The sequence below is a fragment of the Nocardia alni genome (assembly GCF_019038435.1).
Lineage (GTDB): Bacteria > Actinomycetota > Actinomycetes > Mycobacteriales > Mycobacteriaceae > Nocardia > Nocardia alni.
On sequence record NZ_JAGPOX010000012.1, the window covers coordinates 1 to 12,865 of the forward strand.

Sequence of the window (12,865 nt, forward strand, 5' to 3'; positions counted from 1 at the left end):
ACCCACCCCGGCGGCGGACCCCCATGCTCCCGTGGTCCCCGGGGCCGATCCGGAAAGCCCCGCGCTGGCCCCCGGCGCCGTCCCGCGGAATCTCGCCGATCAGGTCGGCGCACAGGTCAAGGAACTCACCCGGGACAAGCCCTTCAGCATGGTCGCGCTCACCGCGAAGGATCTGGCCGACACCACCGCGATGATCCGTTCACGCAATTCCGACGGCACGTGGGGACCGTGGTACCCCACCGCGCGCGTCGACACCGGCCGCAACGACCATGCGGTGAACACCAGGACCGGCACCGAACCGATCTACGTCGGCAACACCAAGGCCGTGCAGGTCCTGACGACGCACAAGGCCGACGCCGCCGCGCCGACCGGTGTGACCCCGGCCCGCGCCGACGATCCGGCGCTCCCGGCGAGCCAGGACATCTCGGCCGTGCTGATCGATCCGGGCCGCGGCGCGGCCGACTCGGCGCTGTCCACGATCGCCGCAGCACTGCCCGGCGGCGGCCCCAAGGTGATCACCCGCGATCAGTGGGGCGCGGACCCGTCGCTGCTGTGCGACAAACCCACCTACGACGACGGCCTCGGCGGAATCACCGTGCACCACACCGCCGGTCGCAACGACTACAGCCAGGCCGAATCCGCCGGCATCGTCCGCGCCATCTACGCCTATCACGCGAAGACGTTGGGCTGGTGCGATATCGGCTACAACGCGCTGGTCGACAAGTACGGGCAGATCTTCGAGGGCCGCGCGGGCGGGCTGGACAAGCCCGTGGAGGGCGCGCACGCGGGCGGATTCAACGAGAACACCTCCGGTGTCGCGATCATGGGCGACTACGAGACCGAACCACCGTCCGACGCCGCGATCCAGGCGATCGGGCAGTTCATCGGGTGGCGAGCCAAGGTAGCGGGGCTGGATCCCAAGGGCCGCACCACCATGTATTCCGAAGGCACGCAATACACCAAGTACAAACAGGGTCAGGCCGTGCAGTTGCCGATCGTCTTCGCGCACCGCGACGTCGGGAACACCGTCTGCCCGGGCGATGCCGCCTACGCGTTGATGGATCGCATCCGCGACGCCGCCGCGAATGCCGCGAACGCGACGAACCTGAGTCCCGGCACCGAGGCGAAAGCCGCGGCGCCTGCCGATAATTCGAGCCCGGCGCCGGAAGCCGCGGCAACTGACACCACCGGGACAACGCCCAAATCCCAACGCACCCAGGCCGATATCGCCGCGCTGGCTGCCCTGACCACCAAGCTGCTCAACATGATCGGAACCAGCCCGGTCGCGAAATACTGGGCCGGACAGGGCGGTCCGAACAGCCGCCTCGGTGCGGCCACCGCGGAGCCGGAGCAGACGCCGGACGGCGGTCAGGTCGGTAAGTTCGTCAACGGCTACGTATACGCCGCACCCGACGGCGCCATCATCGAACTCGCCGGACATCTGCTGGACCGGTTCATCCAGCTCGGCGGCGAGTCCGGAGTGCTGGGCCTGCCGCTGAAGAACGCCTACCCCGTCCCGGACGGCATGCGGACCGATTTCCAGAACGGCTCACTGATCATGAACACGGCCACTGGGATCGTCACGGCGCTGTACAAGATTTACAGCGAAACGGCCGCAGGGCAGCCCGATGCCGGAACCTCGGCACCCGCGGCTCCGGCCAACTGAGCGCGAGTCCGCCACACCTGCCAACGATTCCGACGCATCGTCGATCCCACGCCGACAACTATTCGATCAGATATCAATTCCGGTCCGTCAATGATTATTGGTACTCAACGATTCAGCCGGCCACCAGCGCTCCAGGATCCGGGCGACCCCGTCGGCCGTATTCGCCGCGGTCACCTCGTCCGCGGCGGCCTGCGCGGCAGGATGGGCGTTGCCCATCGCCACGCCGTGCCCGGCCATCCGGAGCATCGGGACGTCGTTGGGCATATCCCCGAAGGCGAGGATCTCGCGATGTTCCACGCCGAGGCGCTCGGCCGCGATCGCCAATCCGGAGGCCTTGGTGACCCCCGGGGCGGACAGCTCGATCAGCCCGTTGTCGGTCGAATAGGTGACATCGGCGCGGCCGTTCAGCCGCGGTGCGATCGCGTCGTGCATCTGGGCGCTGGTCGCGCGCGGCAGCCGGATCAGCATCTTGATGGCCGGGGCGGCGAGCACCTCCGCGCGTGCGACCTGGGTATCGTCCGGATTGAGCCAGGCGTGCTGGTACTCGGGCGAGCTGACGAACTGCGGGGTCGCGGCGTCGTGCGCGCTCGCGCCCACTCGCTCGGCGGCCAGACCACATCCGGGCAGCACCCGCTCGGCCAGTTCCGCGAGCCACGCCAGACTCGCCACATCCAGGGAGATCTGCTGCAGGATGCGATCCGTGGCGCTGTCGTAGATGACCGCGCCGTTGCCGCATACACACAGCGGCGCATAGCCGAGCCCCGCCACGACGGGATCGATCCAGCGGGGTGGACGCCCGGTGGCGAGCACGAACGGCACCCCGTCGGCGACCAATGCCGCCACCGCGGCCTTGGTGCGCGGGGTCACCTGCTCGTCGGCGTCGATCAGGGTGCCGTCGACGTCGGTAGCCACCATCTTCGGTTTCGGCAGGTGCGGGTGAGTCACCCAGTCCATCCTGCCCGAACCGCCCGCGCGGAAGTAATCCCGCTCCACACTGCCGCGGGGGCGGTACGTAACACGCCCGACCGAAAATCTATCCCTATGATCAGGGGCTAGTAACCGACCCGAGGGGACAGATGACCGAGCGCAGCGAGGGAATCACAGACACAGCACCACCGTTCGCAGCTGTGACCGAGCGTAGCGAGGGAACCATCAACACAGCACCAGCGGTCGCAGCGGAGCCGAGCGCCAGCGAGGCGCAGCTGTGACCGGCTTCCTGCTGCGCCGAGCGTTGAACTATGTCGTGCTGCTGGTGCTCGCGTCATTCCTGACCTTCGCCCTGGCGTCACTGACGTTCCACCCGCTGGACAGTCTCGAACAACGTCACCCCCGACCACCCCAGTCCGTGATCGATGCCAAGGCGGCGCAGCTGCATCTGAACGAGCCCATCCTGCCGCGCTACGGCACCTGGGTGGAGGGCATCGTGCTGCACGGCGACTTCGGGCAGACCCTGGCCGGGCAGCCGGTGAGTTCGGAACTGGGCCGCCGCGTCGGGGTGAGCCTGCGGCTGCTGCTGATCGGCTCGGTGGTGGGGACCGTACTGGGCGTGCTGATCGGGGCGGCGGGCGCGATACGGCAGTACCGGTTCAGCGACTACTTCACCACGATCGTCTCGATGCTGATCCTGTCCACGCCGATCTTCGTCCTGGCGACCCTGTTGAAATACGGTGCGCTACAACTCAACAACGCCACCGGGCAGCAGATCTTCCTCTATACCGGTGAGACCTCGGCCTCGGCGATCAGCGGACTGTGGAACCAGATCGTGGATCGCCTCCAACATCTGGTGCTGCCGACCCTGGGCCTGGCCCTCGGCTCGATGGCCGGGTACAGCCGCTACCAGCGCAATGCGATGCTCGATGTGCTGGAGAGCGATTTCATCCGAACCGCCCGGGCCAAGGGGCTCACCCGCAAGCGCGCACTCTATAAACACGGCCTGCGCACGGCCCTGATCCCGATGGCGACGCTGTTCGCCTACGGCCTGGGCGGCCTGGTCACCGGCGCGGTCTTCACCGAGAAGATCTTCGGCTGGCACGGCATCGGCGAATGGTTGGTGGACGGGATCAACTCACAGGACCTGTACATCGTGACGACGGTGACGACCTTCGCCGGACTGGTGATCCTGATATCCGGCCTGCTGTCGGACATCGTGTACGCCCTGCTCGACCCGCGGGTGCGTGTGGCATGACGGAGATGGAGCTCCTGACCCAGGGCGCGCCCGAACCCGCCGCGGCAGGACGCCGGAAGCTGGTGTGGCGCCGGTTCCTTCGCAACAAGGCCGCCATCGTCGGCGCCATCGTGCTGTTGATCATCGTGATCGCGGCCTTCGCGCTACCGCCGTTCCTGCCGCACAGTTATCAGTATCTGGACAACACGCAGGCGTATATGCCGCCGAGCCCGGATCACCCGTTCGGCACCGACGCCAGCGGCGCGGACGTGCTCGCCCAGACACTGCACGGCCTGCAGAAATCGCTGATCATCGGCTTCTCGGTGGCCGTGATCGGCTCGATCTTGGCCGTCACCGCCGGCTCGGTGGCGGGATTGCTCGGCGGCTGGACCGACCGCGCCATCATGTGGCTGGTCGATCTGCTGCTGGTGGTGCCCAGCTTCATCATCATCGCGATCTTCTCACCGCGTACCAAGAGCAACGGGTCGATCCTGCTGCTCATCGTGCTGCTCGCCGCTTTCGGCTGGATGATCAGCGCGCGCATCGTGCGCGGGCTGACCCTGAGCCTGCGCGAGCGCGAATTCGTGCGGGCCGCACGATATATGGGCGCCTCGACGCGTTCGGTGATCGTCACGCACATCGTGCCGAACGTGGCGTCGTTCCTGATCATCGACACCACGCTCGCGATCGGCTCGGCGGTGCTGGCCGAAACCGGCCTGAGTTACCTCGGATTCGGCGTGCAGCCGCCGGATCTGTCGCTGGGCACGCTGATCGAGATGAATTCCGATGCGGGATTGACCTTTCCCTGGATGATCATGTTCCCGTCGCTGTTCCTGGTCCTGATCGTGTTGTGCGCCAACCTGGTCGGCGACGGTTTGCGAGACGCGTTCGACCCCACCTCGAAACGTGCCCGGGCCCGCCGTAAGCCGGACAAGTCCGACAGGAAGAAGCAGAAGGTGCAGGCGTCATGACGGATACCCCGGTCAGCGCCGAGAAGGGCAAGACAGCGCCCCTGCTCGAGGTCTCGGACCTGCACGTATCCTTTCCGGGCGAAGAGGGCCGCATCGACGCGGTGCGTGGTGTGAGCTACACCGTCGCCGACGGCGAGGTACTCACGATCGTCGGCGAATCCGGTTCGGGCAAATCGGTCTCGTCGCTGGCCGTGATCGGACTGCTGCCCGATCAGGCCCGCGTGCGTGGCTCGATCCGATTGCGCGGCAAGGAATTGCTCGGCATGGACGACCGCCGGCTGTCGAGCCTGCGCGGCAGCAATATCTCCATGGTGTTCCAGGACCCGCTCTCGGCGCTCACGCCGGTCTACCGGATCGGCGATCAGATCGCCGAAGCCCTGCTGGCACACGGGAAGATGACCAAACAGCAGGCGGCCGAGCGGGCCGTCGAACTGCTGGACCTGGTGGGCATTCCCGAACCGCGGGTGCGGGCGAAGGCATTTCCGCACGAATTCTCCGGCGGCATGCGCCAGCGCGTGGTGATCGCGATGGCCATCGCCAACGATCCGGAACTGATCATCTGTGACGAGCCGACAACGGCGCTGGACGTCACCGTGCAGAAACAGATCTTGAATCTGCTGCGCAAGGCGCGCGATATCACCGGCGCGGGCGTCATCATGATCACCCACGATATGGGCATCGCCGCCACCATCGCCGACCGCATTGCGGTGATGTATGCCGGGCGAATCGTCGAAACAGCCAGTACTACTGAGCTTTTCAACTCACCGCGGATGCCGTACACGGTCGGGTTGCTCGGGTCGATCCCGCGCATGGACGGCCCGGCCCGCGCACCGCTGATCCCCATCGTCGGATCCCCGCCGGCCATGCACGCGCTGCCCCCGGGCTGTCCGTTCGCACCGCGCTGCCCGGTCGCCATCGAGGAGTGCACGGCCGCGGAACCTGCGCTGCAGGACATCACGCAAGCACATCGCGCCGCCTGTATCCGCACCGCCGACATCGACACCGCCGACCTGTTCGCGGCCTACCGGCGCGAGATCACCGAGGCCGAGCCCGAGGCCGTGCCGGACGAGCGTGTGGTGCTGCGGGTTTCGGATCTGACCAAGGTCTTCCCGATCACCTCGGGCGTGATATTCCGCCGCCGCAAGGGCGAGGTGCGCGCGGTCGACGGCATCGGCTTCGAGTTGCGCGCCGGCCGCACGCTGGCGCTGGTCGGCGAGTCGGGGTCCGGCAAGTCCACCACGCTGACCCAGATCATGGATCTGATCGCACCCGAGGCTGGCGATATCGAGGTGCTCGGGAGCAACGTCGCCACGCTCACCAAGGAGCGTCGCCGCGAGATCCGGGCCAAGATGCAGATCGTGTTCCAGGACCCGTCCGCATCCCTGGACCCTCGGCTGCCGATCTTCGACGCACTGGCCGAGCCGCTGCGCATCATCGGGCGCTCGCGGGCGGAGATTCGCACCCGGGTGCCGGAACTGCTGCGGCAGGTCGGGTTGCGCGCGGAACATATGGATCGTTATCCGGCCGATTTCTCCGGCGGGCAGAAACAGCGCATCAATGTCGCGCGGGCGCTGGCGCTGGATCCGGAGATCCTGGTGCTGGACGAGCCGGTGTCCTCGCTGGACGTGTCCATCCAGGCCGGTGTGCTGAATCTGTTGCGCGAGTTGCAGGCCGAGCGCGGACTGTCGTATCTGTTCGTCTCCCACGATCTTTCGGTGGTCCGCAATCTGGCGCACGACATCGCGGTCATGTATCGCGGCAAGATCGTGGAATACGGTCCGGCGGAACAGATTCTGACCGATCCACAGCATGAGTACACCCGCGCCCTCATCGACGCGATTCCCGTACCCGCCGTTGTCCGATAGCCTCGTCCGATAGGAGCCCAGGTGTGAAGAGACGCACATTCGCCAAGGCCGTCGCGGCGGCCACAGTGTCGACGGCGTTCTCGGCAGCCTGTTCGTCCGGGGTGGGCACCGGCCCAACCGGCCCCACATCCCTGGGTACCACCAACGACATCAATCCGCAGCCGCGCGCCAACATCCGCGACGGCGGCAATCTGCGGCTGGCGATCACCGCCTACCCGTCGAACTGGAATGTGCAGTCCAGTGACGGCAACGAGGGCGAGTCGGCCGACCTCATCCGATGGATGATGCCGCGAGCGTTCAAGTCCGACGCCGCCGGAGCACTCACGGTCGACACCGACTACTTCACCGACGTCAAGATGACCGGCACGAACCCACAGCAGGTCGTCTACACGATCAACCCGAAGGCGGTGTGGTCCGACGGCACGCCGATCACCTGGGAGGATCTGGCCGCTACCTGGCAGGCGCTGAACGGCAAGGACAAACGCTTCCTGATCGCCATCACCAATGGTTTCGACCGGGTGGAGAAGGTCGAGCGCGGCGTCGACGACCGCCAGGCGGTGCTGACCTTCTCGACGCCGTACGCCGATTGGCGCGGGCAGTTCTCGGGCAATTCGATCCTGTTCCCGAAATCGGTGACGGGTACGCCGGATGCGTTCAACCACAGCCTGGCCGACAACATCACGGCGACAGCGGGACCGTACATCGTGCAGTCCACCGACCGCACCCAGGGGCGAATCGTGCTGGCGCGCAACCCGAAATGGTGGGGCGCACCGCCGAAGCTGGACACCGTCACCTACAGCGTGCTCGACCAGTCCACCTGGGCCGCCGCGGTGCAGAACAACGAGCTGGACGCGGCGCGGCTGTCGAATATCAACGACGTCCTGCTCATTCGGCGCACCCCGGCCGTGGCCCTGCGGCATGCTCCGGCGAATATGTGGCGCTGGCTCACCTTCAACGGCGCTCCCGGTTCCATCCTCGCCGATTCCGCACTGCGCGTGGCGATCTGCAAGGCGATCAACCGGCAGGCCATCGCCGATGCCACGCAGCGGGGCCTGACCGCACACCCGCGGGTACTGAACAACCACATCTTCATCGAGGGACAGCAGGGCTATCAGGACAATTCGGCCCCGGTCGCCTACGACCCGGCCGCGGCGGCGAAACAGCTCGATGCCATCGGCTGGAAGCTCCAGGGCGACGTACGCGTGAAAGACGGTCGCCAGCTGATCATTCGCGATGTCATGTACAACGATCCGACCTGGGTGCAGATCGCGAAGATGATCCAGCAGGATCTGACCGAGGTCGGCGCGAAGCTGACCATCGACACCCGGCCCGGGCTGGACTTCTTCAGCCGGGTGATCATTCCGGGTGATTTCGACGTCTCGCAGTACATCTTGATGGGTGATGTGTTCGTATACAGCAGCATTCCGCAGGAATTCGGCCTCTATCCGAACGACGTGCAGGGCAACTTCGGCCGCATCGGCTCGCCCGAACTGAACGCCCTGATCGATGAGACGCTCACCGAACTCGATCCCGCCAAGGCGATTCAGCTGGCCAACCAGGTCGACAGGCAGATCTTCGCCGAGGGCCATTCACTTCCGCTCACCCAGGATCCGGGCAACTGGGCGACGCGAACCACGCTCGCCAATATCGGGGCGCCCGGGTTAGCGTCCTACGACTACACCAGCATCGGCTTCGTCAAATGAGTAGTGAGATATGACCTCGTCCCGACGGAAGGATCGATCCATGCGGATTCGTTCGAAAATAGTCCCGCTCGCGATCCCCGTGGTCGCGGTCGGACTGGTGGTGTCGGGATGCGGTTCCGGTACCAATAATCAGGTTGCCAATGTCGACGTCAACTCGACCAACGACATCAACCCGAAGGATCCGAGCGCCCTGCGCGACGGCGGGAACCTGCGCCTGTCGATCTCCTCGTTCCCGGCGACCTTCAACGACCTGCATATCGACGGTGGCGACGCGGACCTCAACTCGATCATCGAACCGCTGATGCCGGATACCTTCGTCAGCGACGCAGCCGGCAACCTGACGGTCGACCACAACTATTTCACCGACATCAAGCTGACCGGCACCAATCCGCAGCAGGTCACCTTCACCATCAATCCGAAGGCCGTATGGTCCGACGGGTCGCCGATCACGTGGGAGGACCTGCAATCCGAGGCCCATGCGCTCGGCAACGCGAGCCAGGGGTACCAGATCAATTTCTCCCAGGGCTTCGAGCGTGTCTCGAAAGTGGCACGCGGCGTCGACGACCGGCAGGCGATCGTCACCTTCAACAAGCCGTACGCCGAGTGGCAGGGCATGTTCAGCCCGCTCTATCCGAAGGCGGTGACCGCGTCCCCGCAGGCCTTCAGCGATATGGACCGCAACGATCTGAAGGTCACCTCCGGTCCGTTCGTCATCACCGGCATCGACCGCACGCAGGACCGCGTGGTGCTGGGCCGTAATCCCAAGTGGTGGGGCCCCGCGCCCAAGCTCGACACCATCACCTACACCAGGCTCGACCAGAGCGCGGTGCTGGGTGCGGTGCAGAACAACGAGATCGACTACACCTATGTGTCGGGTCTGGCGAATGTCGTCGCCGCCAAGAATTCACCCGGCGTCGTCGTGCGGCGCAGCCCCGAACCGAGCTGGAGCCACATCACGTTCAACGGTGGCCCGGGCGCGCTGCTGTCCGATCCCAAACTGCGGGTGGCGATTTCGAAGGCGGTCGACCGGCAGGCGATCGTCGACCAGGCGCAGCGGGGCATCGTGAACAACCCCAAGCCGCTGAACAATCACATCTTCGTGATGGGACAGAAGGGGTATCAGGACAATTCGGCGCCGGTCGCGTTCGACCCCGCCGAGGCCGCCAAGGAACTCGACGCGCTCGGCTGGACACTGCATGGCGACGTTCGTGAAAAGGACGGTAAGAAGCTCGAACTGCGCGATGTGATGTTCGATCAGAAGGAGTGGGTCGACACCGCCAAGATCGTCCAGCAGGACCTCGCCAAGGTCGGGGTGAAGGTGGATATCCAGACGGTGCCGGGCACCGGACTGTTCACCGATGTCATCGATCCGGGCAATTTCGATCTCGCCCAGTTCAGTTGGGGCGGCAGCAGCCTGCCGCTGATCTCCCTGCCGCAGATCTACGCCTACGACCCGAACAACCTGCAGAGCAACAAGGCTCGTATCGGCTCCCCCGAACTCAATGCCCTGATCGAGCAGACCATGTCCGAACTGGATCCGAACAAGGCGATCGCCCTGGCCAACCAGTGCGACAAGCTGATCTGGCAGGAAGGCTATTCGCTGCCGCTGCAACAGGCGTCGGGGACCTACGCCGTGCGTGCCAACCTCGCCAACATCGGCGCGTACGGGCTGGCCAACATCGACTGGACGAAAATCGGTTTCCTGAAGTGATTTCCGGCATGGGCCACCCCCTGGCCTATCCGGTGCTGACGACGCTCGGCGCCCTGGCGATCTGCCTCGCCTGGGCGCCGTTCGCGGATACCGAACAGCTCGCCATGCTGGCGGCCGTGGCATTGGTGATCCTCTGCTACACCGCATTCCGGCTGGCGGTGGCCCTCGGGGTGCTGCCATGGCACACGACCGCGCCGGGGCAGAACGCAGTGCGCACGATCACCTTCCGCAGGCTCCGTCAGCAACACCGCCTGTTGAGCCGATCCTGGCTGGAATTCACCATCGATGACGTAACCCACTGGCTTCCGGTCTATTTCGACCCCGCGCTGGTCACCATGCCCGAATCGACGGCCGAATTCGGCGGCGGTACGGTCGGCCTCGGCGCTCGGCGACTGTATCCCTCGGGCCCCCTGCGCGAGACCGAACCGATCGGCCGCCTGCACGAGAACCCCAGCCGCCCCGACCCGGACGGCCTCGCCCACGCCGCCGCCGCGGCCCGTCCCACCCGGCGCCTGCTGCTGGACGCCCAATTCGCCGTCGCCGCCCCCTTCGCCGCCCTGCTCTGGGTCTATGTCGCGGGCGGCGGCTTCCCCGCCTTCGTCGCGGCGCTCACCGTCGCCGCGGGCGCCGCCGTCTGGTTCGGCGCGATTCGCGGCTCGGATCCCAGCTGACCCCGGTCACACCGGCTGCTGCTGGGTTGAGGCATGGATTCCGCCCCCGCCCTCGGCGACGGTGTTGTACTGCACCGGGACGATCGCGCGGCCGGGAAACGCGTCGGCCAGAATGCCCGCCGCGCGGTCGTCTCCGCGCCGGTCCCCGAAGGCGGGCACATAGACCGCATCGTTGCCGATATAGAAATTGACGTAGGTGTACAGGAATTCCGGCTCCCGTTTTCCCGGCATATCCACCGGATTGGGCTGCGGCAGTTCGATGACGTCGAAGCGACGGCCCTTGGCATCGGTGGCCTCGCGCAGAATGTCCTGCGCGCGGGCGGCGGCGCGGGCGAAGGCGTCCTCGGGCCGAGGGGCCAACGGCCGGGTCACCAGCACCACACCGGGTTCGGCGAACCGGGCGACCGCGTCGACGTGACAGTCGGTCACATCCTCATCGGTGACCCCTTGTAACCACACCACTTTCGTCACGCCCAGCAACTCGCCCAGGGCGCGCTCGATCTCGTCGTGGTCGCTGCCCGGATTGCGATTCGGGTTGACCAGGGAGCTCTCGGTCGCCAGCAGTGTGCCCTCCCCGTCGACCTCGAGTGACCCGCCCTCGGCCACGATCGGCGCGACCACCCGCTGGACTCCGAGGTACTCGAGCGTCTTGCGCACCACCTTCGCATCCATGTGGTACTCGGCCTTCTGCCCCCAGCCGTTGAAGTTGAAATCGATCCCGGCCAGGGATCCGTCCGCCGCGCGCACGAACGTCGGGCCGGTATCGCGCACCCACAGATCGTCCAGCGGCGCGGACACCAGCTCGACCGAACATCCGAGGGCCCGGTGCGCCTGTTCGAGGTGCTCACGCCGGACCAGGAGCGCGACCGGCTCGTGCTCGGCGATGGCCCGGGCCAAGCGTGCGACGTCGGCGCGCGCCTGCGGCAGCAGCGACTCCCACACCGACTCCTTCGCCGGCCATGCCAGCCAGGTTCGGGCGTGCGGCGCCCCCTCGGCCGGCATCACATAGCGCGTCATGACCTCTGACGGTATCCACTCCGTCCGATATGCGCCATAAACCAGCTGGTAAGCGACCGTTTTACGGCGCACAATCGGCGTGCCGTACAGCGTGTCGGGGCGCCCGACCAGTCTGTTCCGTGGTCAGCGATGCTCCCCAGGGGTGAGTGTGACGACACGCACACTCGCGAGTCAGTCCGCTATGAAAGCATCCAGATGGTCCCGCACCCACCGCGCATAGGCGCCCGGTTCACGCCCCAGCACCTGCCGCACATCATCGGTGAGTGCGACATTGCCGCCGTCCCGGATGAACTCCGTACCGCCCAGCGCCCCATCGATGAACTCCTCCGACCGCCCCTGCGCCCGCAGCACCTCACGCACCGACTCCGAGGACAGCTCCTGCAGCGCCACCGGCCGCTGCAACGCACTGGCCAGCTCGAATGCCAGATCCGGTTCCGACAGTGCCGCCGGACCGGTCAGCGTGTAAGTCCGGCCCGCATGATCGTCCGAAGTCAGCGTGCGCACCGCGACCTCCGCGATATCGCGCGGATCGATCGTGCCCTGACGGCCGGTCCCCGTCCGGACCGGCACCGGCCGACCCGCGCGCACGGCATCGGCCCAGGCCAGCGTGTTCGAGGCGAACTGGCTCGGCCGCAGGATCGTCCACGCCAGCGTGCTGTCCCGAACCGCCTGCTCACCGGCCATATGCCAGGTCGCGAAGATCCCCAGGGTCGTATCGCCGGTGCCGATCGCCGAAAGCTTCACCACCCGGCGCACGCCCGCGGCCCGCGCGGCGGCCACCAGCGCCGCATCCCCACCCGGTTTACCCGGTTCCAGCACCCCGACCAGGAACGCCGCTTCCACTCCCGCCATGGCCGCGTCCAGCGAGGCCGGATCGTCGTAATCCCCCCGGACAACGTCCACACCGGCGGGGAAGATCGCCGCCCCCGGGTCGCGGGTCAACGCCCGCACCTTGTCGCCGCGCAGCACGAGCCGCCGAACCACATCACGTCCGATGGTGCCCGTGGCACCCGTCACCAGAATCATGATTATCAGCCTCTCGCCCGACCCACCTGCGCCGATAGGAAAAAACGGCACAACCGCGACAGTCCGGCCGC

General features: G+C 66.5%; 10 protein-coding genes. 7 read left to right on the plus strand and 3 right to left on the minus strand.

The features are described from left to right. The coding region (locus JZ791_RS07125; protein WP_216893384.1) for an N-acetylmuramoyl-L-alanine amidase at nucleotides 1–1,666 on the plus strand (1,666 nt) is incomplete at its 5' end. A gap of 87 nt (nucleotides 1,667–1,753) precedes the next feature. On the opposite strand, the gene JZ791_RS07130 is transcribed toward JZ791_RS07125, so the two are convergent. Further along, nucleotides 1,754–2,620: an HAD family hydrolase gene (locus JZ791_RS07130; RefSeq protein ID WP_216893385.1), complete on the minus strand. Its 867-nt coding sequence runs from the start codon at nucleotides 2,618–2,620 to the stop codon at nucleotides 1,754–1,756. Between the two features lie 250 nt (nucleotides 2,621–2,870). Here JZ791_RS07130 and JZ791_RS07135 point away from each other — a divergent pair, with 250 nt between their 5' ends. Genes JZ791_RS07135 through JZ791_RS07160 form a run of 6 tightly spaced genes read left to right on the plus strand, consistent with a single transcriptional unit; the run spans nucleotide 2,871 to nucleotide 10,751 of the window. Beyond that, on the plus strand, nucleotides 2,871–3,851 hold the full coding sequence (locus JZ791_RS07135; protein WP_216893386.1) for an ABC transporter permease: 981 nt from the start codon (nucleotides 2,871–2,873) through the stop codon (nucleotides 3,849–3,851). Then, nucleotides 3,848–4,801, plus strand: coding sequence for an ABC transporter permease (locus tag JZ791_RS07140; protein ID WP_216893387.1), 954 nt, complete (start codon nucleotides 3,848–3,850; stop codon nucleotides 4,799–4,801). The genes JZ791_RS07135 and JZ791_RS07140 overlap by 4 nt, the downstream gene beginning before the upstream one ends. Next, nucleotides 4,798–6,666: an ABC transporter ATP-binding protein gene (locus JZ791_RS07145; protein WP_216893388.1), complete on the plus strand. Its 1,869-nt coding sequence runs from the start codon at nucleotides 4,798–4,800 to the stop codon at nucleotides 6,664–6,666. Before JZ791_RS07140 ends, JZ791_RS07145 begins: the two co-directional genes overlap by 4 nt. 23 nt (nucleotides 6,667–6,689) lie before the next feature. After that, entirely contained in the window at nucleotides 6,690–8,369 is a 1,680-nt protein-coding gene (locus JZ791_RS07150) for an ABC transporter family substrate-binding protein (RefSeq protein WP_216893389.1), read from the plus strand. Nucleotides 8,370–8,409: 40 nt separating this feature from the next. Continuing rightward, nucleotides 8,410–10,080: an ABC transporter family substrate-binding protein gene (locus JZ791_RS07155; RefSeq protein ID WP_216893390.1), complete on the plus strand. Its 1,671-nt coding sequence runs from the start codon at nucleotides 8,410–8,412 to the stop codon at nucleotides 10,078–10,080. A gap of 8 nt (nucleotides 10,081–10,088) precedes the next feature. Next, entirely contained in the window at nucleotides 10,089–10,751 is a 663-nt protein-coding gene (locus tag JZ791_RS07160; RefSeq protein WP_216893391.1) for a hypothetical protein, read from the plus strand. A gap of 6 nt (nucleotides 10,752–10,757) precedes the next feature. Here the strand turns inward: JZ791_RS07160 and JZ791_RS07165 are convergent, their stop codons facing one another. Continuing rightward, entirely contained in the window at nucleotides 10,758–11,768 is a 1,011-nt protein-coding gene (locus tag JZ791_RS07165) for an agmatine deiminase family protein (RefSeq protein WP_216893392.1), read from the minus strand. 171 nt (nucleotides 11,769–11,939) lie between these two features. Next, entirely contained in the window at nucleotides 11,940–12,794 is an 855-nt protein-coding gene (locus tag JZ791_RS07170) for an NAD(P)H-binding protein (RefSeq protein ID WP_216893393.1), read from the minus strand. Nucleotides 12,795–12,865 lie beyond the last annotated feature (71 nt).

Bases quoted from the DNA above. Each gene is read 5' to 3' on its own strand.
- JZ791_RS07165 (WP_216893392.1), bottom strand. From the start codon at position 11,768: ATGACGCGCTATGTGATGCCGGCCGAGGGGGCGCCGCACGCCCGAACC.
- JZ791_RS07170 (WP_216893393.1), bottom strand. From the start codon at position 12,794: ATGATTCTGGTGACGGGTGCCACGGGCACCATCGGACGTGATGTGGTT.
- JZ791_RS07155 (WP_216893390.1), top strand. From the start codon at position 8,410: ATGCGGATTCGTTCGAAAATAGTCCCGCTCGCGATCCCCGTGGTCGCG.
- JZ791_RS07140 (WP_216893387.1), top strand. From the start codon at position 3,848: ATGACGGAGATGGAGCTCCTGACCCAGGGCGCGCCCGAACCCGCCGCG.
- JZ791_RS07160 (WP_216893391.1), top strand. From the start codon at position 10,089: ATGGGCCACCCCCTGGCCTATCCGGTGCTGACGACGCTCGGCGCCCTG.
- JZ791_RS07145 (WP_216893388.1), top strand. From the start codon at position 4,798: ATGACGGATACCCCGGTCAGCGCCGAGAAGGGCAAGACAGCGCCCCTG.
- JZ791_RS07130 (WP_216893385.1), bottom strand. From the start codon at position 2,620: ATGGACTGGGTGACTCACCCGCACCTGCCGAAACCGAAGATGGTGGCT.